Source organism: Vreelandella lionensis, assembly GCF_044543515.1.
Lineage (GTDB): Bacteria > Pseudomonadota > Gammaproteobacteria > Pseudomonadales > Halomonadaceae > Vreelandella > Vreelandella lionensis.
On record NZ_JBITWC010000006.1, the window covers coordinates 72,509 to 98,377 of the forward strand.

Sequence of the window (25,869 nt, forward strand, 5' to 3'; positions counted from 1 at the left end):
TGGTTAATAAAACAGCGGGATGGTGGTCGTCTTGAATGTCTGACTGAAAAACAAAAGGGCGAGATTGCCTCGCCCTTAGTGTGCCGCTTTTAGCTGGCAACGGCTACTTGGGCAGCGCCACGTTTGATAAACGCGTAGCCCAGGCCGGTGATCAATGAGCCCACCACAATCGCGCCCAGGTAAAGCAGAGCGGGAGTAATGGCGTTAGGAATCAGCAGCACGAAGATACCGCCATGGGGGGCCATCAGCTTGGCACCCACCAGCATAGAAAGCGCACCCGTGACCGCGCCACCTGCGATACAGGCGGGAATCACGCGCAGCGGGTCTTTCGCCGCGAAGGGAATCGCGCCTTCACTGATAAAGCACAGGCCCAGCACGAACGATGCTTTACCCGCTTCCCGCTCGGGGGCAGAGAACTTGTTACGCGCCACGAAGCTGGCAATGCCCATACCAATCGCGGGCACCATGCCGGCGGCCATGATCGCGGCCATTGGGCCGTAGGTTTCAGAGGCCAGCAGGCCGACGCCAAAGGTGTAGGCCGCTTTGTTGACCGGTCCACCCAGGTCGAAGCACATCATGGCCCCGAGCAGAATGCCCAGCAGTACGGCATTGGTCGAGCCCATGGACTCCAAAAAGCTGGTGAGCGCGCTCAGCACGGCAGCCACCGGCTCGCCAATCACGTAGATCATCGTCAGGCCGGTGACCAAGCTGGCAATCAGCGGGATGATCAGAATCGGTTTGAGCGACTCAACGCTGGAAGGCAGTTTCACGTAGCGCGTGACGGCGAGGGCCACGTAGCCCGCCAGGAAACCGGCCAAAATGCCGCCGATAAACCCGGAGCCAATCTCGGCGGCCAACATACCGCCAATCATGCCGGGGGCAATACCGGGGCGGTCGGCGATGGAGTAGGCGATGTAACCCGCCAGAACGGGAATCATCAGCGCGAAGGCCGTGCCGCCACCAATCTGCATCAGCGCAGCGGCCAGGGTGCCTTCGTCCTGGAACGCTTCGATACCGAACACGAACGAGAGGGCTATTAACAAGCCACCCGCCACCACCATGGGCAGCATAAAGGACACACCGGTCAGCAGGTGTTTATAGACGCCTTTCTCTTTCATGCCTTTCTTGGCCGATGCGCCACTGGCGGAGCTGGCGCCGTCTTCCACAACGGCGTCGGTGAAGGCAGCCTCCAGGGTCGGGCGCGGCTTTTTCAGCGCATTGCCGGTAGAGGTGCGATAAACCCGTTTGCCTGCAAAGCGTGACGGGTCCACTTCGATGTCGCAGGCCAATACGACCACGTCCGCGTCGGCGATTTCCGCTTCCGTGAGTTTGTTTTGCGCGCCCACGGAGCCTTGGGTTTCCACGCGAATCTGGTGGCCCATGGCCTTACCCGCTTCGGCCAGCGCTTCGGCGGCCATAAAGGTGTGAGCAACGCCGGTGGGGCAGGCGGTGACGGCAACGATTTTTTTGCCGCCCGCACTGCTGGCCGGGGCCGCAGCAGTGGCTGCCGGGGCACTGTAGATCGGTGCTTCCCGCTTAGCTTGGCTTAAGAAGGCGCTGGGGTCGGGCAGGGCGCTGGCAATAGGAGCCTGGAATAGCCGCTTGCCTTCAAAACGTTCCGGAGCGGGTACGTGGTCGGCGGCCACGACGATCAAATCGGCGTTAGCAATCTGCTCGGCGCTGGCGGCTTGCAGTGGCGCAATCTCGCCGTGCATCTCTACATGAACGTTCCAGCCCAGCCGCGTGGCGGCTTGCTCTAGGCGCTTGGCGGCCAGGAAAGTGGTCGCCATGCCGCTGGGACAGGCGGTAATCAGGATTAGGTTCATCGCGTGGCTCCCTCGGTGTGGGTGTCGTCAAGACGCCGTACCCGGGTCTGTTGTTGGAGTGAGTCAAAATCATCGGCGTGGGAAGTGCCCACACCGACATGGCGTACCGCTTCGGCAGAAAGCGCCGTGGCGAAACGAAGCGTATCGTCGGGTGAGTGCTGGCTTAGCAGCCCGTGGAGCATGCCGGCCACAAAGGTGTCGCCTGCGCAAACGGTATTGGTGGCAGTGACGGTCGGCGGCGTGGATTGCCAGATGCCGTGCTGGCTCACCCATAAAACGCCTTCGGCACCTGCGGAAATCAGCGCGTGTTCGATGCCGCTGGCGTGCAGCCGCTCGGCGGCGGCTTGGCGCTGTTGGTCGCTATCAAGGGCGCTACCGGCCCAGTCGGCCAGCTCGGTTTCGTTGGGCTTTACTGCGGCAGGCTGCGCGGCAATCGCCGTGAGCAGCGCCGGACCGCTGGTATCCACCCACAGCGGCACCCCGAAACCTTTCAGGAAGGCAAGCAGCTCGCCAAACGTGGGCTGGGCGATGCCGGGAGGCAGGCTGCCCGCGACCACCACGGCCTCAGGCGGCGCGCAACTTTCAAACAGGCCGCTTAGCGTGGTGCGTAAAGCCTCCAGATGGGCGGCTTCGATGGGCATGCCGGGGCCGTTGATGTCGGTCACACGGCCGCTCTGCTCGGCGAGTTTTGCGTTGATGCGAGTGTTGCCCGGCACCCGCACGAAGGCATCTTCGACGCCGTAACGGGGGAAGGCGAGGCTGAAAGGGGCGTCGTTCTCTGCGCCCAAAAAGCCGCTGACGATCACCTCGTGGCCTAGGCTTGCCAATACCCGCGCGACGTTTACCCCTTTACCTGCGGCTTCCAGCTGCGCGCCGGTGGGGCGGTTGACGTGCCCCAGCGTCAGCGCATCCAGATTGAAGGCGAGATCCAGCGCTGGGTTGAGCGTAATACAGACAACTCTTGCCATTAGCTGGCCTCCAAGGCGTCGCGGACTTCGTCGCTGGTGGCTTTGCTCAGCGCTAACTGGGCGCTGGCCTGGGCTTGGGCAAGATCAAACTCGCGCAGGCGGGCTTTGACCAGCGGGATTTGGCGTGCGCTCACCGAGAGTTCATCGACACCTAAGCCCACCAGAACCGGCACGGCCATGGCATCAGAAGCCAGTTCACCACACACGCCGACCCATTTGCCTTGTGCGTGGGCGGCCTCAACGGTCATTTGAATCAACCGCAGTACCGCCGGGTGCAGGCCATCGGCTTGAGCGGAAAGCTCTGGGTGGCCGCGATCAATCGCGAGAGTGTACTGCGTTAGGTCGTTGGTACCGACTGAGAAGAAGTCTACTTCGGCGGCCAACGTGGGTGCTAACAAGGCGCTGGAGGGCACCTCAATCATCACGCCAAGCTGTACGTCGGTGGCGCGCTGCTGGGGGGAGATCTCCTTGAGCAGGCGGTCATAAATCGCCTTCGCCGCGCGGAACTCGGCCACGTCTTTGACCATCGGCAGCATAATGCGTAGCGGTTTACCGACGGCGGCCATCAGCAGCGCGCGAATCTGGGTTTCCAACACTTCTGGTTGGGTCAGCGCTAAGCGAATACCGCGCAGGCCGAGGAAGGGATTGTCTTCCTGGGGCACCGGCCAGTAGGGCAGCGGCTTGTCGCCGCCGACGTCAAGGGTGCGGGCGACGAGCGGGCGGCCATTAAGCGCATCGGTGGCTTCACGGTATTCGGCGATTTGCGTAGCGAGATCCGGCGCGCTGGAGTAGGCCATAAACAGGAACTCGGTGCGCAGCAGGCCGACGCCTTCCGCGCCGCGCTCTACCGCATCGGCGGCGTGGGCGGTGTTGCCGAGGTTGGCAGCCACTTCCACCTTGTGACCGTCGCGGGTTTGCGCTTGTTCAAAGCGCAGCTCCCAGGCATCCGCTTCACGCTGCTGTTGATCAAGCAGCTGCTGCTCGGCGCGGCGCAGGCGCTCTTCAGACGGCTGCGAAGTTACACGGCCGCGCTCGCCATCCAGAATCATCATGCCGCCGTTGTGTAGCGCCATCACCGCTTCACCGGCACCTACTACCGCAGGAATGCCCAGCGCGCGAGCCAGAATAGCGCTGTGCGCCGTGGCACCGCCGCGAACGGTCAGCAGGCCACGCACGCGGGATGTGTCTAAGCGGGCCACATCGGAGGGGCCGATATCGTCCATCACCAAAATATAGGGGTGGTCGGGTGGCTCGGGCAGGGTAACGTCGCAAAGCACGCCGAGCACACGGCGGCCTACATCGCGCAGGTCGGCGGCGCGTTCGGCCAGCAGGCGGTCTGCCAGCATCTCTTGGGCGTGGGCGGCGGTGTCGATGGCTTCCCACCAGCCTGCTTCCGCCGAGCGGCCTTCGCGAATGGCGTCAATCGCCGCCTGGTGCAATTCGGGGTCGTCGAGCATCTCTTCGTGCATAGAGAGAATGTCGGCCACTTCGCCGCCAGGGGCGTTGTGTACCAGCGCCTGCAGCTGGGCAGCGCCCTCTTTCAGAGCGGCCTCTAAGCGTGCGATCTCTTGGGTGGGGTCGCTGGCATGCTCCGGGTAATTAAACTGCATCGGGCGAATGACGAACACCGGGGCAATCGCTAACCCTGGGGAGGCTGCCACGCCGGTGTGCGGCTTGTCGGCGGCCAGCGGCTCCACGGCAGGCTTGCTGGCGTTGGCGGCGGGCGTGGCATCGCGGCCCCCGTCGAACGGCGTGACTTTTTCACCCAAGCCCTCTTCGACAGCGGCGGCAATGGCATCTAGCGCGGCGCTTGCCTGTTCGCCCTCGGCAGAGAAGATCAGCCATTGGCCACGGCGCGCACCCAGGCCAATCACTTTGGTCAAGCTGGCAGCAGATACCGTGGTGGCGCTGCCTTCTTCCAGGCGCACGTTGATGGGCATGGGCTGGGCGCGGGCGATTTGTACCAGCTGTTTAGCCGGGCGAGCGTGCAGGCCGTGGGGGTTCAGAACTCGCACGCGGCGGGTTTGGGTGCTGGCGGTTTCGCCTGCCAGTGCCGCCAGTAGCTGAGCGCTGTTTTTGCTCACAAAGCTGTCGCTTTCGCCGTTTTCCAGTACCGACATCAGCTGCTCGAGCAGCGGCCGGTGGGCATCGCCGCTGGTGGCCAGGCAGAACAGCGCATGAACCGGATGGCCGCCGTGTTCGATGGTGCCATCGGCGGGCGTTGCCACGCCTAGTGCGGGCTGGTTCACCCCTTGGGCGTGGCTTGAAAGCCATAAGCCTTTACCCAACCACTGGGGCTGGGCGCTCGCCACGGCACTAATAAAGCCGTTATCCACGCAGCCGCTTTGGCGCAGCCGCGCTGCCGCCGCTAGGGCTAGTTCCTGCGGGTCGCGGGCGGGGAAGTTGATGCACAGCGTATCGGTATCCAGGCGCGGTGCTAATGACGGCTTCGAGAGCAGGCGCGCAACATCGGCGGCGGAGCTGGCGCGGGCCAACTCGGTTGCTACGCCGTCGCGGTCGAGTACGTGGGTAAGCTGGCGCAGAATATCCAGGTGCTCGTCGTTTTGTGCCGCAATGGTGACCACTACATGTACGGTGTTGCCGTCGTGCCACTGCACTCCTTTAGGGAACTGCAGTACCCGCACGCCGGTACGCTTGACGTGATGGCGGCTTTCCGGAGTGCCGTGGGGAATGGCAATTGCGTTGCCTAGGTACGTTGAGGACTGCGCTTCGCGGGCGTGGAGGCCATCGCGGTACTCGGCCGCAACCAAGCCAGCCTCTGCCAGGGCGTTGGCGGCGCTGTCGAGCGCAGCTTGCCAGTTGTCCGCGTGGCGGTCGAGCAAGATGTCATCGGGGCCGAGTGTCAACATAGGGGTCTCCTGTAAACGCGGTCAGGCAACGGCAACGTCTGCGATTGGCGGCGAAAGTGCGCGCATAAAACGTTAGTCGTAGATCGTTGTGGTTAGCTGGATGAATCGTGTCACCTGTGTATAGTTGGCTATGCTGAATCGATTCACTTTTGGACACAAGGGTTGTCTTTTTAGACTTTGGTCTGAAGAGGGTAAAACGGCTGCTAAACTGCCGTCTTCATTTAGGGGGAAACCAGCATGACACTTGCCGATATTGCCCGGCTCGCCGGGGTTTCGCGCACCACGGCAAGCTATGTAATCAACGGCCAGGCCGAGCAGCGGCGCATCAGCCCGGCCACTATCGATAAAGTGATGGCCGTCGTGCGTCAGCACCGCTATCACATTGACCCTCAGGCCGCCGCGCTGCGCCGTGGCGCTAGCCGGTTGATCGGTTTGATCGTGCCGGATTTGGAAAACATCAGCTACGCGCGCCTTGCCAAACGCCTGGAACGCGGTGCTCGCGAGCGCGGCTACCAGCTGTTGGTGGTGAGTTCCGATGACTGCGCGGATAGTGAGCGCGCGCTGGCCTTAGCGCTGCGCGCCCAGCGCTGTGAGGTGCTGATTACCGCCAGCTGCCTGCCTGAAAACGACACCTTTTATACGGATATGGCCAACGAAGGGTGGAGCGTTGTTGGGATGGACAGGGGCCTGACACCCGAGCGCTTTGCTAGCGTGGTGAGCAATGACCAAGAAGCCGCTTATGCGCTGACGTGCTCGGTGATGGATGGTTCAACACGGCGCATTGCCTGGTTGGATGCCATGCCTGAACTCTCGGTAAGCCGGGAGCGTCGTGCAGGGTTTTTTGCCGCACTGGAAGGGAAGGGAGTTGAAGCCGTTACCTTTAGCGGTGGGCGCTATGAGCGAGATGTGGGCGTTGAGCTGGCGCAACAGCTCTTTGCTGCAGGCGAGGTAGATGCGCTGGTCACGGCCTCCTACGCGCTGATGGAAGGTGTGTTTGATGAACTGCTTGCCCAGGGCGGGCTGCCGGAGACGCTGCGGTTAGCCACTTTTGGTGACCACCGCCTGTTAGATTTTCTGCCTCAGCCGGTTAATTCGGCGCTGCAGGATTATGACCGCATCGCCGAGCTGACGCTTCAGTGCGCGCTGGGCGCGATGAATGGAAACTACCAATGCGGGCAGCAGGTGGTCGCGCGCCGCCTGCGTACTCGCTGAGCGCAGGCGGCGCGCGGTTTATACCGTGCGGGCCTGTGCCCAGGCGTTCGCGTCTGGAATCGACATATCATAGCGTTCGCTAAGATAGGGCGAGGAGAGCAGAAAGTCGGCACTGGCCGCATTACACGCTACCGGCACGTTCCATAGCGCCGCCAAACGCAACAGCGCTTTCACATCCGGGTCGTGGGGCTGCGGTGCAAAGGGGTCCCAGAAGAAGACCAGCACGTCGAGCTGCTGCTCGGCGATGCGCGCCCCAATCTGCTGGTCGCCGCCTAGCGGCCCGCTCATTAAGCCTTCCACTTCTAGCCCCAGGGCGGTTTTCAGCCGCCCTGCGGTAGTGCCTGTGCCAATCAGCGTGTGCTGGCTTAGTGTGTCTTGCCAGCGCGTCGCCCACTCCAGCATCTCGGTTTTTTTGCCATCGTGGGCAATCAGCGCAATACGCTTGCGCGGTTGCAGCGTGCGCACGGCTTGGCGGGGTGGGCGGGCATCGTTCATGGCATGGCTCTCCTGGTCATTCGCTTATTATTGATAGTGCGGCGAGGCGGTTAGTTACTCGGCGTCAACGGCCAGTACTTTCATGGTATTGGTGCCGCCGTGGGCATTCATATGGTCGCCGCGAGTAAGAATGACATGCTCACCTGGGCGTGCCAATCCATGGGCCTTCAGCAGTTTGATAGCTTCATGGTTCACCTCGGTGGCCTCCATGTGCGTAGTATCGAATGGAATCGAGACTACGCCACGGTAGAGCGCCATGCGCCGTTGGGCGATGGGGCTGTGGGCCAAGCCGACAATCGGCAAGCCAGAGCGGATGCGCGAGGCAATCAGCGGCGTGTAGCCGGTGGAGGTCATGCAGGCAATGGCGCGTACACCGGTTAGGTGGTTGGCAGCGTACATAGCGGAAAGTGCGATGGTTTCATCGATCCGCTCGAAGCCTTCATGAATACGGTGGCCAGAGGCTTGGGCGATGCGCTCGCGCTCGGCACCTAGGCAGACGCGGTCCATGGCTTCGATGGTTTCCACCGGGTAGTCGCCTGCCGCCGTTTCCGCCGAGAGCATGACCGCATCGGTGGCGTCGAGCACGGCGTTAGCCACGTCGAAGACTTCCGCACGGGTAGGGAGCGGCGATTCGATCATCGACTCCATCATTTGGGTGGCCGTGATCACCGCGCGATTCAGTGAGCGGGCATGCTTGATGATGCGCTTTTGGGTGCCAATCAGCGCTTCATCGCCAATCTCTACGCCCAGGTCGCCACGGGCGACCATCACCGCTTCTGACGCTTCAATGATGGCATCTAAGGTTTCATCGTTGGCCACGGCTTCTGCGCGTTCCAGTTTAGCGACCAAGCCAATCTCTTTGCCTTCCTCGCCCAGCAGCGCGCGGGCTTCTTGCATATCGGCGGCATGGCGCGGGAAGGAGACGGCTAAATAGTCCACGCCAATCTCAATGGCTGTTTTCAGGTCCTGCTTATCTTTGTCGGTGAGGGCCGGTGCCGACAGGCCGCCGCCTTGTTTATTAATGCCCTTATTGTTAGACAGCTTGCCACCCACGTGAACTTGGGTGTGAACCTCCTGCCCAACAATAGAGGTGACATCCAGCACGACGCGGCCGTCATCCAGCAGCAGACGGTCGCCGGGTGAAACGTCATTTACCAGCGCTTTGTAGTCGCAGCCGACCCGTTCGGCGGTGCCGCTATTGGCATCCATAGCCATATCGAGCACAAATGCTTGGCCGATGTCTAAGTGGATAGCGCCTTCTTTGAAGCGGGAAATACGAATTTTAGGGCCTTGCAAGTCGCCCAGTGCCGCTACGCTGCGGCCTAAGCGCTGAGCGATCTCGCGCACCTCGGTGAGGCGGCGGCGATGATCATCAGCAGAGCCGTGGGAGAAATTCAGTCGTACCACGTCAACGCCCGCTTTTAGCATGGCTTCCAACACCTCAGGGCGGTCACTGGCTGGGCCAAGCGTGGCGACGATTTTGGTACGGCGTAGGGGAGTCGGGGACGTTGCACGTGTCATATGGTACTCCTGATGAGCAGCGTTGGCTGAACGAGGCCCGAAAAAAGGGCGGGTGAATCGTTGATTAAGTATTGGACTACGATAGCCTTTATATAGTAATTTTACTACATATTGGATAGTTATTAGCCTTTAGGGGCGGTTATGGCAGGTTTTAATCGGCCTATAGGTGATTAAATACGTATTTTTAGTAATTTTTTTACTGGATACGCCATCTACGACCACTGCTTGATTGAGGTGCTACCATGACAATAAGAGTTGCCATTAACGGATTTGGACGGATTGGCCGTAACGTACTGCGTGCGCTGTATGAAAACGGCTACCGTGATCGCGTTCAGGTAGTTGCGATTAACGATCTGGGCGACCCTTCCCTAAACTCCCACCTGCTGCGCCACGATACTGTTCACGGCCATTTCCCGTTTGCGGTCGAGCACGATGCAGAGAGCATCAGCGTGGATGGGGATCGTATTGCGATCTCTTCTGAGCGCGATCCGGCCAACCTGCCTTGGGCCTCTATGAATATTGACCTCGTCATGGAGTGTACCGGCCTGTTTACCAAGCGCGAAGCGGCGGCCAAGCATATTGCTGCAGGTGCAAAGCGCGTACTGATTTCTGCGCCTAGCCCGGATGCGGATGCCACTATCGTTTACGGTGTGAATGACGATATTTTGACCGCCGAGCACACCGTGGTATCAAATGCTTCCTGCACCACCAACTGCTTGGCTCCGGTCGCTAAAGCGCTGAACGATGCAGTCGGTATCGAAAACGGCCTGATGACTACCGTTCACGCCTACACCAACGACCAGAACCTGTCGGATGTGTATCACTCCGACCCCTACCGTGCGCGTAGTGCCACCCACTCCATGATTCCGACCAAAACCGGCGCGGCGGCAGCCGTGGGTTTGGTACTGCCGGAGCTGGCGGGTAAGTTCGATGGCCTGGCCGTGCGCGTGCCGGTGATCAACGTTTCCCTGGTGGATCTAACCTTTACTGCGGGGCGTGATACCACCAAAGAAGAGATCAACGCGATTGTTGAGAAAGCCGCCGCGAACTCCCCGGTCTTGGCCGTCAACGCCCAGCCGCTGGTGTCTATCGACTTCAATCACGATGCGCACTCGTCTACCTTTGACGCTAACCATACTCGCGTTAATGGTCGTCTGGTGAAGATCATGGCGTGGTACGACAACGAGTGGGGCTTCTCCAACCGTATGTTGGATACCGCCATCGCGATGCAGAAAACCGCCAAATAACGCCTGTTTGATCTTTAAGGGCAGGTATCGCCCAGCAGCAGCTCGGTTTTGAGCAGCTGCTGGGTTTTTGGTATCCGCCCCAAAATCATTTTGGCGGCGACTCGCCCTTTGCCTGCGCTGTCCTGGCGTACGGTAGTTAAGCGGGGGGCACGGTACTGGCCTTCGGCAATGCCATCGAACCCCGTAATGCGTAACTCTCCCGGTACGTGAATACCTCGCTGCTCTGCTAGCGTTAGCGCAGTGAGCGCAATTCGATCTGACATGCATAGCAAAAGGTCAGGGCGCTGCTCAGCGGGCAGGTCAATGATCTCGGTAATCACCGGCGAGCACACGTCAAATACGTTCTCTTCAATATTCCACAGCGGAATCTGTTCGGTATCAAAGCCATGTTCGGTGAGCGCGGCATGAAAACCGGCCAGGCGCGCACGGCTTATCGTGCTGCTGTCGGGCAGCATCGTGTGCTCTTTGGTCACCCGGCCATTGCAGTGCTCTTTAGTTAAACGCAGGTTGATAATGGCAGGCCGAAGAGGGCGCTGCTTAAGCGCATGGGTTGCCATCGCGTAGCTGGCGTCGCGGTCATCGATGTGCACGGTAGGGCTTCCGTCGATATCGAAGTCTACCGACACCAAAGGGCGTTGAGAGGGCAGTTCGTTCAGCAGTTTATTGTTGGGCATCAGCCCGTAAACGATAAATCCATCGGCGATATTAGCCGAGCCGGGTGGCTGGGAAGCGTGGCCTCGGCCCGGTAATAGCAACATGGTATGGCCGTGGGCATCCAGCACTTCAGCCACGCCAGAGAGAAACTCACTGGCCACGGCATCGTTCAGGCTGTAAGTCAGGCTTTCGGCCAGAATCACCGCCACGATGCTGGAGCGTCCGGTGCGCAGGCTGCGTGCTTTGGCGTCGGGTCCACTATACCCCAGCCGCTTAGCTTCCTTAAGAATGCGGTCGCGCAGCAGCGGGGAGAGCTGGTCGGGTCGGTTAAAGGCGTTGGAAATCGTCGCGGTTGAGACGCCGAGTTCGAGCGCAAGATCCTTTAGGGTCATTCGGCGAGGGGCGGTCACGGTGCTTCCTAAACAAGTGAAGAACGTTAGCGGAGAGGGTGCGTGCCTGACACATTTACAGCGCAGGCTAATTATTTGATTGTCGCGCACAGAATAACGGCCTTGATGGTGTGACGACTACCCTCTTTGAAAGGTTGTCTCACCCAGCCAAGGCCGTTATGGGTCTTTCTATCAGTACTTAAGCTGCCGAGCGGGTTGCGGAAAGCGTTAATGCGGCGCCGCTTTCGTCGAATAAATGAACATGTTTGGTATCCGGCACCAGCGATACCTGCTGGCCCTCTTTCCACTGGCTGGGCGCTTCGCTGCGATGGATCAGCAAGGTAGAGCCCTCTTTCGGCTCCAGATACACGTAGACCTCGTTACCCAGGTACTCAACGTTGACGATATCAAAGCAGTTATCGCCCTGAGGCGCTTCCAGGCGAAGGTGCTCGGGACGCACGCCAAGTGTGAGCGAGGTGCCTTTCGAGTAAGCGTCGCCCGCTTGGGGCAATGATACTTCTCCCACTCCCGCCGCTTTCACTCGGCAGCCGTCGGCGGTGCCGCTCAGTAGCTCGGCGGGCATAAAGTTCATGGTGGGCGAGCCAATAAAGCCGGCTACGAATTTGGTGGCCGGACGCTGGTACAGCTCGTGAGGGCTGCCCACTTGCTCTACATGACCGCGGTTTAGCACCACGATTTTATCCGCCAGGGTCATGGCTTCTACTTGATCGTGGGTGACGTAAATCATGGTAGAACCCAGACGATTATGTAGACGGGCAATTTCGTTGCGCATCTGCACGCGCAGCGAGGCATCCAGGTTGGAGAGCGGCTCGTCAAACAGCAGGATGCGCGGCTCCCGCGCCATGGCACGGCCCATCGCCACCCGCTGGCGCTGGCCGCCGGAAAGGGCTTTGGGCTTACGGTGGAGAAGCTCTTCCAGCTGCAGGATCTTCGCTGTACTCATCACCCGCTCGTGCACGGTTTCTTTGTCGGTTTTGGCCAGCTTAAGACCAAATGCCATATTGTCGTAAACGGTCATGTGCGGGTAGAGCGCGTAGGACTGAAACACCATCCCCACGCCGCGTTCACGAGGCGGTAAATCGTTGACCACGGTGCCGCCAATGTTCAAATCGCCATCGGTGATCGATTCAAGCCCGGCAATCAGGCGCAGAAGGGTGGATTTACCGCAGCCGGAGGGGCCCACGAACACGACAAACTCACCGTCGCCAATGGAAAGATCAACGTCTTTGATGATGTGATCGCGGCCAAATACCTTATTGACCTTTTCAAGCGTAACACTTGCCATGGTAACTCCTTGCCGACCTCGACCGGAGCGGGTCGGCTATCGTTATTAACTGTTATGGGCGGCGTTTAGGCAACCTGCATAAAGGCGGCTTGGTACGCGGGCAGCGTGAGCGTGCTGCCATCTCGCGTGGCGGTAAATTGGGCGACCGGCAAGTCGCTGGCGACCTCCACAGGCAGGGTGGTTTGCTGCTCTTGCCCGGTCAGGTTGAACACGCACAGCAGGGTCTCGTCGCCTTTTTGACGGGTAAAGCCAAGTAGCTCCTCGCCAACGTCTACCAGTGCCAAGTCGCCATCGAACATTGCCGGTTGGCTGCGGCGGAACGCTAGCAGGGCCCGTACGGTGTTGAGCGTGGCGTTGGGGTCATCCTGCTGGCGGCTCACCGCCAAATCCAAGTGACGAGCTTCCATGGGCAGCCACGGTTCCACCGGAGAGAAGCCGCCCTGTTCGCCGTCGGTCCAGGGCATGGGTGTGCGGCAGCCGTCGCGGCCTTTAAACTCAGGCCACAGCACTTTGCCGTAGGGGTCTTGAATGCGCTCGAAGGGCACGTCCGCTTCCGGCAGGCCTAGCTCTTCGCCTTGGTACAGGCACACACTGCCGCGCAGTGAGAAAAGCATCGCCAGCATCACTTTCGGGTAGGCGTGGGGATCTTCGTCAGCGCCCCAGCGGGTCGCGCTGCGCACCACATCGTGGTTGGAAGTGGCCCAGCAGGGCCAGGCGTCACCTGCCAAGCGTTGGAAACGCTCGATCACTTCGCGCAGGTAGCTCGCGGAGTGGGGCATGTTGAGCAGGTCGAAGGTGTACGCCATGTGCAGCTTATTGCCACCGGCGGTGTACTCGGCCATGCGCTCTAGCGGGTTATCGTCGCCAATTTCACCTACGGTGGTGGTGCCGGGGTATTCATCCATCAGCGCGCGGAGGTCTTTGAGGAAGTCCAGGTTTTCCGGGCGGCTGAGGTCGTAGACATGGCGCTGCCAGGTATAGGGGTTTGCCTCCGGGGCGCCCAGGGTTTTGGCTTCGCCTTTCGGTACCGGCGGGTTGTCCCGCAGCTCAGCATCGTGGAAGTAGAAGTTGACCGTATCCAAGCGGAAACCGTCGACGCCCAAATCCAGCCAGAAACGCATGTTGTCGAGCTGTGCCTGACGCGCTTCCGGATTGTGGAAATTCACGTCCGGCTGGCTGGTCAGGAAGTTGTGCAGATAGTACTGCTGGCGGCGGGAATCGAAGGTCCACGCCGAGCCGCCAAAAATCGACAGCCAGTTGTTGGGTGGTGTGCCGTCGGGTTTCGGGTCGGCCCACACAAACCAGTCGGCTTTAGGATTGGTGCGATCCTGGCGGCTCTCCTGGAACCAGGGGTGCTGATCGGAGGTATGGCTGATCACCTGGTCGATCATCACTTTCAAGCCCAGCGAGTGAGCTTTTTCCAGCAGCGCCTTGAAGTCTTCCAGCGTGCCGAACATCGGATCCACGTCGCGGTAGTCGCTCACGTCATAGCCGAAGTCGAGCATCGGAGAAGTAAAGAAGGGCGATAGCCAGATGCCGTCCACGTTGAGGGAGGCCACGTAATCCAGCTTTTCGGTGATGCCGTTCAGATCGCCTACGCCGTCGCCGCGGCTGTCTAAGAAGCTACGCGGATAGATTTGATAAATAACGCCGCCGCGCCACCACATCATGTTGTCTTGCATTACTGTGTTCCTTAAAAAAGTGGCTGACGGATAAACATCAGCCCATCAATATATTCGTTGCGTGGGTTAGCCTTTGACGGCACCCGCGGTCAGGCCCGACACAATGCGGCGCTGGAAAATAATGACCAAAATCACCAGCGGTACGGTGACCACGACGGAGGCTGCCATGATCGGCCCCCAGGGCAGTTCGTAGGCACTACCGCCCGACAGAAGGGCAATCGCAACCGGCACCGTGCGCTGCGCATCGGTCAGTGTGAAGGTCAGTGCGAATAGAAACTCGTTCCAGGCGGCGATGAATGCCAGCAGGCCCGTGGTCGCCATGGCCGGCCACATCAGCGGCAAAAACACCTTGGTGATGGTCACCCAGGGCGTCGCCCCATCCATGATGGCCGCCTCTTCCAGCTCCATGGGGAGCTGCTTCATAAAGGTGGTGAGCACCCACACCGTAAAGGGCAGGGTAAAGATGGTGTAGCTGAGGATGAGGCCTGCCGGGTTGTTGTAGAGATTCAGCGCGCGAATCACCTCGAACAGACCAGAGAGAACGGCCACTTGAGGGAACATCGAAACCCCTAGAATGACCAGCAGTACGGTGGAGCGGCCGCGAAAGCGTACCCGACCCAGCGCGTAAGAAGCGGTGATGCCTAGTAGAAGCGCGATGAATACCACGCTGAACGCGACGATGATCGAGTTGAAAATCGCCCGCACGAAGCTCGATTGGCTAAAGATTTGTGCGTAGTTATCCAGGTTCCAGGTCGAGGGCCATAGCTCCACGCGGAACAGGTCACTGGAGGGTTTCACCGAGGTGATCACCGCGTAGTAAAACGGGAACACCGCATACACCATGATGACCGCAATTAGTGCCCAGAACCCGACGCGTTTCGCTACTTTGGCTAGCTGACGGCTGTTCATCAGTCACCTCCCAATTGAATCTGTTTGCGGCCAAGGTAGAGGTAGGCCACGGTGGCCAGCGCGATGATCAGGAACAGCAGCGTTGATGCGGCGCTGCCGTAGCCGACATCCTGGAATTCGACGAGCTGCTGGCGCGCGTAGACCGACATCGACATCGTGCTGGTAGAGTTGGAGGTCAATACATAGATCACGTCGAAGACCCGCAGGGCATCCAGCAAGCGGAAGATGACCGCCACCATCAGTGCTGGGGTAATCAGCGGTAGCGTGACCTTGAAGAACACGCGCACGGGGTGAATACCATCCACCTCGGCGGCTTCGTAACAATCTTTAGGCAGCATCTGCAGCGCGGCCAGGACCAACAGAGCCACGAAGGGAATCGTTTTCCATACGTCGACCATAATGACCGCCCACATGGAGTAGGTGGCGCTGGCCGTCCAGGCGATGGGATTATCAATAATGCCAACCACCATCAGCAGGTGGTTGATGATGCCGAACTGATCATTCAGCATCCACGCCCACATCTGGGCTGAGACAATGGTGGGGATGGCCCAAGGGATGAGGACCGCCGCACGAACAATCACACGGCCTTTAAATTCTGCGTTCAGAATCAGCGCCACGATAACGCCAAACACCACTTCCAGCGAAACGGAAACGACCGAGAAGTAGACCGTGTTCCACACGGACTGCCACCACACCGAGTCGGCTAGCACGCCAAACCAGCGGCCATTGTCGTAAACCAGATAGTTTTCAAAGCCGATCAGGTTCGCTGAGCCCAAGTCGGACAGCGACGCATCGGTAAAGCTAAGAAAAAACGTACGCAGCAACGGCCAGCCCGCCACCAAAGTGAGGGCGATCAGCATGGGTGCTAAAAACAGCCACGCCGCCTTGACGCGCTGGCGGCGTACCTTGGTGCCACGCTGCCGACGCGCAGGCGTAGCGGAACGCGCCCCGAGGGGCGCGTCTTGTTGAGAGTGGTGAGAAGAGCTCGACATAAGTGTCTCCGCGATTACCAGTTACGACGCTTCAGGCGCAGCAGTTCGCCTTCAAGGTCAGCGACGGCTTGAGCGCCATCTTTGGTGCCAGACAGCACGTCATGAGAGGTGCTGAAGAACGCGTTGCTGACGCGGCCATAGGCATCGCCGGTGGGGGCAGAAGGGCGCGCAACGGCGTTCGTGAAGGTATCGTAGAGCGTGCCGAAGAAGGGCACGGCATCCAGCACTTCCTGGTCTTGGTAAAGCGAGTCGATGGTCGGGTTGTAAGAAGCCTGAATGGCGCGGCGCTTCTGCTCTTCTTCACCGGTCAGGTAGGCAACCAGGTCAGCGGCGATCTCGGGGTGTTCGCTATAGCGAGAGACCGCCAAGTTCCAGCCACCTAGACCCGCAGCGCTTTGGCCCTCTTCACCGCCGGCAGGCAGTTGCACAACGCCTACTTTGTCACGCACATCACTGTCATCGCTTTGTGCCAGCGACCATGCGTAGGGCCAGTTACGCATAAAGACCGCGTTGCCGCCTTGGAACACGCCCCGCGCTTCCTCTTCGGTGTAGTTCAGCACGCCTTCAGGGGAGATGTCGCCAATCCAAGAGGCAGCGAGATCCAGCGCTTGCGCGGCGCGTTCGTTGTTGATGGTCACCTCACCTTCGTTATCCACCACGGTGCCGCCGCCAAAGCTGGCAACCCACTCAAGGGCGTTGACGGTTAAGCCTTCATAAGCACGGCCCTGGAACACAAAGCCCTGCATACGGTCGTTGCCCGCTTCGCGCTCAGCGTTTTGAATATCGCGCGCAATCTCAGTCAGTTCTTGCCACGTGGTGGGCACCTCGTGGCCGTGCTTTTCCAGCAAGTCTTCGCGGTAGTAGAGAACACCTGCATCGGTAAACCAGGGCATGGCGACCAAGCGGTCATCAATAGTGTTATTGGTCACGATGGTGTCAAAGTGGCCTGCAGCGGCGTCTTCGCCCAGCACTTCGCGTAGGTCAAGCAGGTGGTTGGCCAGTAGACCCGGCCATACCACGTCAATCTGCATCACATCGATATCGCTGGAGTTGGCAGACAGAATCTGCTGGTAGAGCGATAGGCGCTCAGTAGACGAGTTGGGCGTTGAAACCACATCGACACTGTGGCCGGTTTTCTCTTCCCAAGCGCGCACGCCTTCTTGGCAAAGGGTTAACTCTGCACCAACTGCGCCACAGGAAATCGTTAATTCGGCCGCCTGGGCAGACCCAGTGGCGCTAGCAATACTGGCCAAAGCAATAGCAGAAGTGAGTAGTGTCTTTTTCATGTTGGCGTTCCTCAGCGTTTATTGTTGTGAATGATGGGGGATCAGAGCGCTTGTAGCGCCTACTTAAACGATTAAGTACGCTGCCAGTTAGCCGTCTGTTGCCATGAAGTTCAATAGCGACTTTTGTCTAATCTGTTTCATTTATATTTTTCTAAGATGAATCACCCTTTAGACATTGGTCGATAATTAGTAAAAGCTTGTTGGTTTACTAGCTCTTAATCGATTAAGTTTCGTCTGTCACTCTTCCTGCAAACGTAATGCTGGTTGCTTTGCAACACAAAGGAATAAAAGGACACAGGGACAAAGGGCCTCAAGCGGCGTTGTTAGGTGAGTGGAGTCACTAACACGGGTGGCAGCTCTGAAACGCTGATTTTAACAACTTGGCTTTTAACGACATGGTTAACAGCAACATGGTTAAAAGCGGAGAGCAGAAACAGGGTTCAGACGTTCGGGATAAAAAACAATAGGGTTTAAAATAGGATTTAAAACAATGCACAAAATGACATTCAAGACACCATTAGCCATCGCCGTTGCCACTGCCAGCCTCGGACTTTGCGGTGCTGCCAACGCCGACACAACGATGGAAGAGCGCTTTGCCGAGCTAGAAGCGCGCATTGCGGCCGCCGAGCAGCGGGCTGAGGCTGCCGAGCGCCGCGCGGAGTTAGCTGAGCAGGGGCGCGGTGCTGCGCCTGCTTCAAGCGCGCCAGCAGCGGCAACTACCGATGCCGATATCGAAGAGCGCCTGGCGCGCGTTGAGCGCCAAGCCAGCGGCGAAGAAGGTTTCTCGTTTAACGTTTATGCCCGCTCTGGACTGCTAATTGGCGAAGATGGCAAAAGCGCGCCGGGTGGCCCTTATCTGACGCCAGCAGGTGGCAACGGCGGCGCAGTGGGCCGTTTGGGTAACGAAACAGACACCTACGCCGAAGCTATCCTGAACTACCGGATGCAGTTTGATAACGGTGCAAAAGCGCGCTACACCACGATGATTGCGGACGGTGTCAATACCAGTAATGATTGGACGGGAGCCGAATCTCAGCTCAACGTCCGTCAGGTTTACGCTGAGTTCAGCGACTTGCCGAGCTTTACCGGCGCGTTTGAGAATGCCTCCATCTGGGCCGGTAAGCGCTTTGACCGCAATAACTTCGACATCCACTGGCTCGATAGCGATGTAGTCTTCCTGGCCGGTACCGGTGGCGGTGTTTACGACGTCCAACTGGCAGAGAACTGGAAAACCAACTTCTCGCTTTATGGCCGCACCTTCAGCGACTATCCGGTCGTCAACCGCGAAAACCCTGGTTTAGACGGTGAAAGTAGCGATACTGATAACTTGATCCTTACCTCCAACAACTACTTCGGTAACTGGCAGGTGATGGTCAACGGCATGTCTGCCGCGGATAACGACGAGCGCGATATTGGCGTTGGCCAAACCGCTGCAGATACCGGCTGGCACACCATGGTGGCCTACCACGGCGACAGCTTCTTCGGCATGGGTGAAGGTAACTTCAAAGCGGCGGTTCTGCATGGCCAAGGCTTGGGTGCCGAAGTGAAGGGGCTCGGTAGCAACGGTGATCTAACCGACGATGCCTCCACGACGCGTCTGGCCGTTTACGGTACAACGTATGTTGCTCCGAAGTGGCGCATTGCTCCCGCCATCCTGGCGGAAACCAGCGATGACCGTTTTGCTAGCGGTGACAGCTACGACTGGGCGACCCTGAACGTTCGTCTGGCGAACGAGATTAACCAGAACTTTGAAATGCAGTACGAAGCCAGCTACCAGTGGATGGATTTCGAACCACAGGGTTACAGCGGCCGCAATGCGGTGGATGGCGACTACATGAAGTTCACCATTGCACCGACCTTCAAGCCGGAAGTGGGTGGTTTCTGGAAACGTCCTGAGATCCGTCTGTTCACTACCTACAGCGATTGGGATGAGAACCTCAACAGCTACGGTTCAAGCTTAGGCAGCGATGGCTTTACTGGTGGTGAGTTCACCTTCGGCGTACAAACCGAGGTATGGTTCTAAGAGCGAACCGCTCACTAGCAAGGCTGTTATTGATACGTTTGTTTCACCAATGCTGATTGCCCGCGATTCGTCGCGGGCTTTTTATTAGCCTAGGTTTACTAGGCTAGGTTTTGGGTAGTGAAAGGAGAGGGCCATGCCGCTGCTTCAAGAAAAGCTAAAAGCACCGCCGCTGCCACTGAGCGTCGTGGCAAGGCCGCGCCTGAACGATTTCTTCGCGTTGAACGAGCGGATACGCTTGCTGGTCGTGCAAGCGCCTTCGGGATACGGCAAAACCACGCTGTTGGCTGAACGCCTACCCGTCCTGGAACAAGAGGCGGCCTGGCTGCGCTTGGATCAGCGCGATAACCAGCCCGAGCGCTTTTTGAGCTACTGGCAAGCGGCCATCCAGTCGCTGCTAGGCGACCATACGCCGCTGTCGCCTTTGACCGAAGGGGCGGAGTGCGCTGAGCAAAAGTGCGTTGAGCAATTAGAGCGCTGGCTGGCCGAGCTGCCTGAACAGCGCGCAGCCTGCCGATTGGTGGTGGATGAGTTTGAACACCTTACCCACCCCGATATTTTAGCCGGGCTGGCCCACTGGCTACGCCACCAGCCACCCTGGCTGACCTTAACCATGGCCAGCCGCTCCCGCCCTGCGTTGGGCCTTGCCAGCCTGCGGTTACGCGGCGAGCTTGAAGAGATCGACCTTAGCGCCCTGGCCTTTGATAGCGAAGAGGCGCAAACCCTCTGCGCGGAGCAGCTCAGCTTTCCCCCTACGCGGGTAAGCCTTGAGCGGGCGCTACGCAGAAGCGGCGGCTGGGTGATGGCGCTGAATTGGCTGGTGGAGCGCACCACTACACGCGCCGGGTTCGATGCGCTGGTCGAGCGGTTAAACGGCGGGCATCCTGATTTTGTGGCGTGGTTCGATGAACGGCTGGCCGAGGCACTGCCCCCTGAAGAGCGTGAACTCCTGCTGCAGCTTGGGGTGCTGGAGCGTTTCTCCCCCGAATTGATGGCGCGTTTGTTGGAGGGCGAACGGCTCACCCAGCGGCTAGATGCCTTCGAGCAGGCGGGGCTGTTTATCGAGCGCCCCGACCCTCATGCCCAGTGGTACCGCTTTCAACGGCTGTTTGGTGAGTACCTGCGCCACCGCCGCCACGAGTTAAGCCTTGCCACCCAGCGCACCCTGCACCAGCGGGCCAGCCAGGCCTGGTTGGCACTCAACGACCCAATAATGGCGCTGCGCCAAGCCATTCTGGCGGAAGCGCCCGATGATGTGGCCAGCCTGCTGGTTTCTCAAGGGCCTGCACTGCTTGCCAGCGGGGCCTACGCGCTGCTGGCTCAAGGGCTTGGGTTGCTGGGGGAGCCGCAAATCTCGACACGCCCAGAGCTGGCGCTGCTTTACGGCTGGGTATCCCACGCCCAGTTTCAGTTTGATATCACCGCACGGGTGATTAGCTGGATCGAAGCGCAGCTTGAGGTGCCCGAGTGGCAGGTGTTGGGTGCGGAGTTTGCCACCCTGCGTGCCCAGCTGGCGATCAATCAAGGCAACGCCGAGCGTGCCGCTCCGCTCGCCGAACAGGCGCTGGCCGTGCCCGCCCGCTATTTAGCCTCCACACCGCTGACCGCGACCGCCATTTTGAGCGAGGCGCGCTTTGTGCTGGGCTATCTGGATGAGTCGCTGCAGCGGGTGCGCGAGGTAGAGCGCTTGGCACGTCAGCGTGAGGATCATCAGCTGCTGCTGTGGTCGTTCTGCCATCAGTCGGAAACGCTGGTGGCTCAAGGGCGCTTGCAGGCTGCCTACGATATTCAAGAACGCGCCTTTGCCCACCTGGAGCGAGCAGAGCTTGAGCACCTGCCCGTGGCGGAATTTCTCTACCGGATTCGTAGCCAAGTGCTTTGGGAGTGGCACCGTCTGGATGAAGCCGAGCAGGCCGCGCTGAAAGGTATTGCCGTGCTGGATAACCAGGGCGAGCGCTGGACGCTGCAGTGCCATATTCAACTGGCCAAAATTGCCCAGAGTCGTGGCGATCAGGCTCAGTGCGCCGACCATATCCGGCGGCTGCGTAAAATCCTGGCCGAAGGCGATTACCATATCGACTGGGTCGCTAACGCCCACGCCACGCTGCTGGCTTGGTGGCACTCCACGCAAGATCTCGACGCGGTGGAGCGCTGGCGCCAAGAAGCGCCCGCGCCCATCACTGAAGGAGCCACCAACCACTTTGCCCAATGCAACGTACGCAATCACGCTCGGGCACTTACGCTGCTGGGCCGCTTTGATGAGGCCCGAGCGCTGTTAGAGGCGCTAGAGGCGCACACCCAAAGGTTAGGGTTGGTCACCGATGCCAACCGCAACCAGCTCTGCCTCGCGGCCGCGGCGTGGTATGCAGGCAGCGAGGAGCAAGCCCGCCACCACATGCATCAAGCGCTCAGCTTGGCTTCCCGCACCGCGCTGGTAGGCAGCTTTCTGCGCTTGGGTAAACCGCTTGGGGAGCTGCTCAACGGCTTACTCGTCAGCGGCACGCTAGCGGCTTTAGAGCAGGCGAGGGCAGAGCGGCTGCTGGCGCTGGCGGGCCAACAGAAGGATTTCGGCTGCGCCCGACGCTTAATGCTAGATGAAACGGTCATCGCGGATATTGTCGCGAGGCCCGACGTGCCAGAGCTGATCCGCACCTCGCCGCTGACCCGCCGCGAATGGCAAATTCTGGGGCTGATTCACGCCGGGCTCTCCAACGAACAGATTGCCGAGCAGCTCTCGGTAGCACCGACCACCATCAAAACCCATATCCGCAGCCTCTACCAAAAGCAGAATATCCGCCGCCGGGACGAAGCCATTGCCCTGGCCGGACAGCTCTTGGCGCATATCCAGGGGGAGTAAGGCGCCGCGTTACCACTCCTCCCCGCACCTACGCCTGGCACTCCCCCGGGGGGAGGATTTTATCCCTTGGCGTAGCCTGCATCATGCCGACTATGGGTAATTACTCGGTTGTTAATAAAACCGTCGGCAATAACAAGGATAAGGACTCACCATGATGCAGACACCTTCTACTTCTCACTACGTTGGCAGCCAGGGGGCCGACTGGTGGCGCGGCGCGGTGATTTACCAAATCTACCCGCGCAGCTTTATGGACAGTCACGGCGACGGCATTGGCGATTTGAAAGGGGTGATCGATAAGCTCGACTACATCGCCTCCCTAAACGTCGATGCGATTTGGCTCTCGCCATTTTTCACCTCGCCAATGAAAGATTTTGGCTACGACATCAGCAACTACCGCGATGTAGATCCGATGTTCGGTACGCTGGAAGACTTTGACCGCCTAGTCGAAGCGGCCCATGCGCGGGGGCTGAAGGTGACGATTGATCAGGTGATGTCTCACTCCTCAGACCAGCACGCCTGGTTTGAAGAGAGCCGTCAAAGCCGCGACAACCCCAAAGCCGACTGGTACGTGTGGGCCGACCCCAAGCCCGACGGCGCGCCGCCCACCAACTGGCAGTCAGTATTTGGCGGCAGCGCCTGGCAGTGGGATACCCGCCGCTGCCAGTACTACCTGCATAACTTCCTGGCCAGCCAGCCGGACCTTAACTTCCGCACCCCTGCGGTAGTCGACGCCATGCTGGAAGAGGTGCGCTTCTGGTTGGAGCGCGGCGTAGATGGCTTCCGGCTGGATGCGGTGAATTTCTGCACCCACGGCGAGTTAAAAGACAACCCGCCGCGCCAGGAAATTATCGAGAGCTTCCTGGGCGTTCGCCCTGATAACCCCTACGGCTATCAGCTTCACCAATACGATAAAACCCAGCCGGAAAACCTGCTGTTTCTGGAGCGGCTGCGGGCGCTGCTGGATGAGTACCCCGGCACCACCAGCGTGGGCGAAGTGGGCGACGACGACGCGCTGGGCGTGATGGCGGAGTACTCCCAGGGCGGCAAGCGCCTGCACATGTGCTACTCGTTTAACTTGCTGACCGATAAAGCCGACCCCGGCTATTTGCACGAAACGCTTACTGAAATGGAAGCGCGCATTGGCGATGGCTGGCCCTGCTGGGCGCTGGGAAACCATGACGTAACGCGACTGGCAACCCGCTGGCAGGCGGAAGGGCAGCTCGAGAAGCTGCGCCTCTATTTGGTGTTCCTGTTCAGCCAGCGGGGCAGCGTATGCCTCTATCAGGGCGAAGAGCTGGGCCTGCCCGAAGCGCAGCTGACCTTCGAGCAGCTCGTCGACCCGGCAGGCATTACTTTTTGGCCTGCTTACAAAGGCCGTGATGGCTGCCGCACGCCGCACCCCTGGCAAGCAGATGCCCGCTATGCGGGCTTTAGCAGTGCCACCCCTTGGCTGCCGGTACCCGATTCCCACGCAAGTTTGGCGGTGGATCAACAAGAGCAGGATGCCGATTCGTTGCTTAACGCTTACCGTGCTTTTCTAGCGTTTCGCCGCACCCAGCCTGCGCTGGTTAAAGGCGAGGTGCGCTACCATCCGGTACGCGACGAGGTGCTCTGTTTTGAGCGCACCTATCAGCAAACGCGCTTGTTGGTAGCACTCAACTTTAGCGATCAAACCGTTACTCGCACAGCTCCCGAGCGCGCAGAAGCACTCGACGATGCGCCTAAGTGGCTAAACGGCGAGTGGCAGGCAGGTACGCTGACGCTGCCGCCGTTTGGGGTGGCGATTGCCCGCTGCCCGCAAACCCAGGAGGATGCGCCATGGGACGTTTAACCCTCAGCGGCATCGGTAAATCCTTCGATGGTGTCGAAATCTCACGAGATATCGACCTCACCATCGAAGACGGCGAGTTCGTCGTTTTCGTGGGCCCTTCCGGCTGTGGTAAATCCACGCTACTACGCATGATTGCAGGCTTGGAAGACATTACCGCAGGAGATATGCAGCTCGATGGCCAGCGGATCAACGAGATTCCGCCCCAGGAGCGGGACATCGGCATGGTGTTCCAGTCCTATGCCCTCTACCCGCATATGAGCGTGGCCGAGAACATGGCGTTTGGCTTGAAGCTGGCACGCACCGACAAAGCAGAAATTCGCCGCCGCGTGGAGCACGCCGCCGAGATGCTGCACCTCACCGAGCTTCTGGAGCGCAAGCCCAAAGACCTCTCCGGCGGCCAGCGCCAGCGGGTCGCCATTGGTCGCACCCTGGTCAAAGAGCCTGCAGTGTTCCTATTCGACGAGCCGCTTTCCAATTTGGATGCCGCGCTGCGCGTGGATATGCGGGTACAGATCGCCGCGCTGCACAAGCGCTTAAATGCCACCATGATTTATGTCACCCACGATCAGATCGAGGCGATGACCCTGGCGGATCGTATCGTGCTGCTCTCCAAGGGGCGTATTGCCCAGGTAGGCGCGCCGCTGTCGCTGTATCACTTTCCCAATACCCTTGAGGTGGCGGAGTTTATCGGCTCGCCGCGTATCAATACGCTGCCGGTGACGGTGGTCGACCCCGGCGAGCGCCAAACCGTGGTGCGCCTGCATAGCGGCGAAACTTTGGCGGTGGCGGTGAATGGTCAGCAGCTTCAGGCAGGCGATAGCGCCACGCTGGGGCTGCGGGCCGAAGACTTTGTGCCGGCGGAGCAAGCGGATGCAACGCTGAGTGCGACCCTGATGGTGGCTGAAAAGTTGGGCTATGAAACTCTGGCCCACTGGCAGGTAGAAGGCATTGAAGCGCCTTTAACCCAACGCCTGGATGGTTTAACCCGGCTTGAAGAAGGGCAAGCGTCACATCTGGGGTTGGCAGGGCAGCGCTGCCATCTGTTTGACTCCAATGGCAACGCCTGCCCACGCCAAGTCACGGTGGATGGGGTAAGCCGATAATTTTTTAAATAATTAAACTTTTTTTTAAAAAGAGTGCATCCAATCGGTCTCCTTGTGTGTATCCCCTATACAGCCGCTATTTAAAGCGGTTGATACAAAACCCAAGGAGACTGAAATGACCATCCAACATATGACGCGTGCTACTCTCGCCGCTACCTTGATTGCATCCTTCAGTCACGTCGCGCTGGCAGACATGACGCCCGCCGAAGTCCAAGTACCGGACGGCAACACCGTCGCTCTTGAAACCGTGGGCGTTGGCGCAATTACTTACATGTGTGAAGCCAAAGAAGACGGCACCATGGGCTGGGTATTCAAAGGCCCGCACGCTGCGCTGAACGATAGCGAAGGCACCCAAGTAGGCAGCTACTACGGCCCGCCCGCTACCTGGGAAGCCCTGGATGGTTCTAAAATTACCGGCACCCAGCTAGCCGTGGCGCCGAATGGCGATGGCAACATTCCGTTGCAGCTTGTTGAAGCCAACCCGGCTGAAGGCGAAGGCGCCATGAGCGGCGTGAGCTACATCCAGCGCCTGAACACCCAAGGTGGCGTTGCCCCTGATGTTGCCTGTGACGATGGTCACGACGGTGCCACTGCGGTCGTTACCTATCAAGCCGACTACATCTTCTGGACCGCGAACTAAGCGTTCCAATACTGACTCACCTTTATTAAGTTCAGTAAGGCTAGGGACTCGTATCCAGGCT

At 59.4% G+C, this 25,869-nt stretch carries 18 protein-coding genes; 7 read left to right on the forward strand and 11 right to left on the reverse strand.

Annotated elements, in window-relative coordinates:
- Nucleotides 1-89 precede the first annotated feature (89 nt).
- The 3 genes from ACIGG6_RS05200 to ptsP are packed head-to-tail and all read right to left on the reverse strand — an operon-like array spanning nt 90 to nt 5,664.
- Nucleotides 90-1,826 (reverse strand): PTS fructose-like transporter subunit IIB, encoded by a 1,737-nt coding sequence (locus ACIGG6_RS05200; protein ID WP_399842824.1) that lies wholly within the window; start codon nt 1,824-1,826, stop codon nt 90-92.
- A complete protein-coding gene (gene pfkB, locus ACIGG6_RS05205; RefSeq protein WP_399842827.1) occupies nt 1,823-2,794 on the reverse strand; it encodes a 1-phosphofructokinase in 972 nt (323 codons plus the stop codon). Before pfkB ends, ACIGG6_RS05200 begins: the two co-directional genes overlap by 4 nt.
- Entirely contained in the window at nt 2,794-5,664 is a 2,871-nt protein-coding gene (ptsP, locus tag ACIGG6_RS05210) for a phosphoenolpyruvate--protein phosphotransferase (RefSeq protein WP_399842828.1), read from the reverse strand. The genes pfkB and ptsP overlap by 1 nt, the downstream gene beginning before the upstream one ends.
- Before the next feature lie 237 nt (nt 5,665-5,901).
- Here ptsP and cra point away from each other — a divergent pair, with 237 nt between their 5' ends.
- Nucleotides 5,902-6,876, forward strand: coding sequence for a catabolite repressor/activator (cra, locus tag ACIGG6_RS05215; protein WP_399842831.1), 975 nt, complete (start codon nt 5,902-5,904; stop codon nt 6,874-6,876).
- 18 nt (nt 6,877-6,894) lie between these two features.
- On the opposite strand, the gene ACIGG6_RS05220 is transcribed toward cra, so the two are convergent.
- Nucleotides 6,895-7,371, reverse strand: a complete 477-nt coding sequence (locus ACIGG6_RS05220) for a methylglyoxal synthase (RefSeq protein WP_305947898.1) — start codon at nt 7,369-7,371, stop codon at nt 6,895-6,897.
- 54 nt (nt 7,372-7,425) lie between these two features.
- Nucleotides 7,426-8,892 carry a pyruvate kinase gene (gene pyk, locus ACIGG6_RS05225; protein ID WP_399842834.1) on the reverse strand — a complete coding sequence of 489 codons (1,467 nt, stop codon included), beginning with the start codon at nt 8,890-8,892 and terminating at the stop codon, nt 7,426-7,428.
- A gap of 242 nt (nt 8,893-9,134) precedes the next feature.
- Between pyk and gap the strand changes: the two genes are divergently transcribed.
- Nucleotides 9,135-10,139, forward strand: coding sequence for a type I glyceraldehyde-3-phosphate dehydrogenase (gap, locus tag ACIGG6_RS05230; RefSeq protein WP_399842836.1), 1,005 nt, complete (start codon nt 9,135-9,137; stop codon nt 10,137-10,139).
- 14 nt (nt 10,140-10,153) lie between these two features.
- Here gap and ACIGG6_RS05235 read toward each other — a convergent pair whose 3' ends face one another.
- From ACIGG6_RS05235 to ACIGG6_RS05260, 6 genes are all read right to left on the reverse strand, one after another.
- Nucleotides 10,154-11,185 (reverse strand): LacI family DNA-binding transcriptional regulator, encoded by a 1,032-nt coding sequence (locus tag ACIGG6_RS05235; RefSeq protein WP_399842993.1) that lies wholly within the window; start codon nt 11,183-11,185, stop codon nt 10,154-10,156.
- Nucleotides 11,186-11,381: 196 nt separating this feature from the next.
- Nucleotides 11,382-12,488 (reverse strand): ABC transporter ATP-binding protein, encoded by a 1,107-nt coding sequence (locus tag ACIGG6_RS05240; protein ID WP_399842839.1) that lies wholly within the window; start codon nt 12,486-12,488, stop codon nt 11,382-11,384.
- Nucleotides 12,489-12,553: 65 nt separating this feature from the next.
- Nucleotides 12,554-14,170, reverse strand: a complete 1,617-nt coding sequence (locus ACIGG6_RS05245; RefSeq protein WP_399842841.1) for an alpha-glucosidase family protein — start codon at nt 14,168-14,170, stop codon at nt 12,554-12,556.
- A 66-nt stretch (nt 14,171-14,236) separates the two neighbouring features.
- The gene (locus ACIGG6_RS05250) at nt 14,237-15,079 is read right to left on the reverse strand and encodes a carbohydrate ABC transporter permease (protein ID WP_139528481.1); all 843 of its coding nucleotides are present in this window, start codon (nt 15,077-15,079) and stop codon (nt 14,237-14,239) included.
- A complete protein-coding gene (locus ACIGG6_RS05255) occupies nt 15,079-16,071 on the reverse strand; it encodes a carbohydrate ABC transporter permease (protein ID WP_399842843.1) in 993 nt (330 codons plus the stop codon). The genes ACIGG6_RS05250 and ACIGG6_RS05255 overlap by 1 nt, the downstream gene beginning before the upstream one ends.
- A gap of 14 nt (nt 16,072-16,085) precedes the next feature.
- Complete coding sequence (locus tag ACIGG6_RS05260; protein ID WP_399842846.1) at nt 16,086-17,357, reverse strand: ABC transporter substrate-binding protein; 1,272 nt, start codon at nt 17,355-17,357, stop codon at nt 16,086-16,088.
- 490 nt (nt 17,358-17,847) lie between these two features.
- Between ACIGG6_RS05260 and ACIGG6_RS05265 the strand changes: the two genes are divergently transcribed.
- The 5 genes from ACIGG6_RS05265 to ACIGG6_RS05285 all read left to right on the forward strand — a co-directional run bounded on the left by ACIGG6_RS05265 (nt 17,848) and on the right by ACIGG6_RS05285 (nt 25,808).
- A complete protein-coding gene (locus tag ACIGG6_RS05265; protein WP_399842848.1) occupies nt 17,848-19,380 on the forward strand; it encodes a carbohydrate porin in 1,533 nt (510 codons plus the stop codon).
- Nucleotides 19,381-19,513: 133 nt separating this feature from the next.
- Nucleotides 19,514-22,234 carry an HTH-type transcriptional regulator MalT gene (malT, locus tag ACIGG6_RS05270; RefSeq protein ID WP_399842851.1) on the forward strand — a complete coding sequence of 907 codons (2,721 nt, stop codon included), beginning with the start codon at nt 19,514-19,516 and terminating at the stop codon, nt 22,232-22,234.
- A 151-nt stretch (nt 22,235-22,385) separates the two neighbouring features.
- Nucleotides 22,386-24,065 carry an alpha-amylase family glycosyl hydrolase gene (locus tag ACIGG6_RS05275; protein ID WP_399842853.1) on the forward strand — a complete coding sequence of 560 codons (1,680 nt, stop codon included), beginning with the start codon at nt 22,386-22,388 and terminating at the stop codon, nt 24,063-24,065.
- A complete protein-coding gene (gene ugpC, locus ACIGG6_RS05280; protein WP_399842856.1) occupies nt 24,053-25,168 on the forward strand; it encodes a sn-glycerol-3-phosphate ABC transporter ATP-binding protein UgpC in 1,116 nt (371 codons plus the stop codon). Before ACIGG6_RS05275 ends, ugpC begins: the two co-directional genes overlap by 13 nt.
- 115 nt (nt 25,169-25,283) lie before the next feature.
- The gene (locus tag ACIGG6_RS05285; RefSeq protein ID WP_399842858.1) at nt 25,284-25,808 is read left to right on the forward strand and encodes a DUF3455 domain-containing protein; all 525 of its coding nucleotides are present in this window, start codon (nt 25,284-25,286) and stop codon (nt 25,806-25,808) included.
- The last annotated feature ends 61 nt before the right edge of the window (nt 25,809-25,869 follow it).

Bases quoted from the DNA above. Each gene is read 5' to 3' on its own strand.
- ACIGG6_RS05220 (WP_305947898.1), bottom strand. From the start codon at position 7,371: ATGAACGATGCCCGCCCACCCCGCCAAGCCGTGCGCACGCTGCAACCG.
- ACIGG6_RS05240 (WP_399842839.1), bottom strand. From the start codon at position 12,488: ATGGCAAGTGTTACGCTTGAAAAGGTCAATAAGGTATTTGGCCGCGAT.
- ACIGG6_RS05200 (WP_399842824.1), bottom strand. From the start codon at position 1,826: ATGAACCTAATCCTGATTACCGCCTGTCCCAGCGGCATGGCGACCACT.
- ACIGG6_RS05275 (WP_399842853.1), top strand. From the start codon at position 22,386: ATGATGCAGACACCTTCTACTTCTCACTACGTTGGCAGCCAGGGGGCC.
- ACIGG6_RS05265 (WP_399842848.1), top strand. From the start codon at position 17,848: ATGCACAAAATGACATTCAAGACACCATTAGCCATCGCCGTTGCCACT.
- ACIGG6_RS05235 (WP_399842993.1), bottom strand. From the start codon at position 11,185: ATGACCCTAAAGGATCTTGCGCTCGAACTCGGCGTCTCAACCGCGACG.
- ACIGG6_RS05250 (WP_139528481.1), bottom strand. From the start codon at position 15,079: ATGAACAGCCGTCAGCTAGCCAAAGTAGCGAAACGCGTCGGGTTCTGG.
- ACIGG6_RS05260 (WP_399842846.1), bottom strand. From the start codon at position 17,357: ATGAAAAAGACACTACTCACTTCTGCTATTGCTTTGGCCAGTATTGCT.
- pfkB (WP_399842827.1), bottom strand. From the start codon at position 2,794: ATGGCAAGAGTTGTCTGTATTACGCTCAACCCAGCGCTGGATCTCGCC.
- cra (WP_399842831.1), top strand. From the start codon at position 5,902: ATGACACTTGCCGATATTGCCCGGCTCGCCGGGGTTTCGCGCACCACG.
- gap (WP_399842836.1), top strand. From the start codon at position 9,135: ATGACAATAAGAGTTGCCATTAACGGATTTGGACGGATTGGCCGTAAC.
- pyk (WP_399842834.1), bottom strand. From the start codon at position 8,892: ATGACACGTGCAACGTCCCCGACTCCCCTACGCCGTACCAAAATCGTC.
- ugpC (WP_399842856.1), top strand. From the start codon at position 24,053: ATGGGACGTTTAACCCTCAGCGGCATCGGTAAATCCTTCGATGGTGTC.
- ptsP (WP_399842828.1), bottom strand. From the start codon at position 5,664: ATGTTGACACTCGGCCCCGATGACATCTTGCTCGACCGCCACGCGGAC.
- ACIGG6_RS05255 (WP_399842843.1), bottom strand. From the start codon at position 16,071: ATGTCGAGCTCTTCTCACCACTCTCAACAAGACGCGCCCCTCGGGGCG.
- ACIGG6_RS05285 (WP_399842858.1), top strand. From the start codon at position 25,284: ATGACCATCCAACATATGACGCGTGCTACTCTCGCCGCTACCTTGATT.
- malT (WP_399842851.1), top strand. From the start codon at position 19,514: ATGCCGCTGCTTCAAGAAAAGCTAAAAGCACCGCCGCTGCCACTGAGC.
- ACIGG6_RS05245 (WP_399842841.1), bottom strand. From the start codon at position 14,170: ATGCAAGACAACATGATGTGGTGGCGCGGCGGCGTTATTTATCAAATC.